The following is a 334-nucleotide window of genomic DNA, read 5'->3' as shown; positions in this document are numbered from 1 at the left end:
CCGCTGCACCTGAAGATGAACTTGTGCCTGGCATACGGCGACCATCAAGTAAAACTAGAGTATATTGCGCACCAAGACCACGCATATTGATATTACTAGTAGCTGCTGCGCCATTACCGTAACCAGACATACCACGCCAAGAACCAAAGCTATTAACTGAGGTGTTATTTAAAACATCAGCAACAGATGCTTCACCCGAAAGTTGTAAATCAGCCGCAGTAATAACTGTTACTGGTGACGCAGTTTCCATATCAACTTGTTTGATACGTGATCCTGTAACCTCTACACGTTCAATCTTTTCTTTTTTCTCAGCAGCAAAAGAACTAGCTGAAAA

1 protein-coding gene is annotated in these 334 nt (G+C 42.5%); it reads right to left on the bottom strand.

Features of this window, described 5'->3' with window-relative positions; translation table 11 throughout:
• On the bottom strand, positions 1–334 hold a 334-nt coding region (locus tag AAEY62_RS21180; protein WP_350636315.1), incomplete at both ends, for a TonB-dependent receptor plug domain-containing protein.

The sequence above is a fragment of the Pseudoalteromonas sp. GW168-MNA-CIBAN-0100 genome (genome assembly GCF_040309225.1).
Taxonomy (GTDB): Bacteria; Pseudomonadota; Gammaproteobacteria; order Enterobacterales; family Alteromonadaceae; genus Pseudoalteromonas; species Pseudoalteromonas arctica.
Note: the sequence above shows the minus strand (reverse complement) of the source record. Positions and strands in the feature narration are given on the sequence as shown.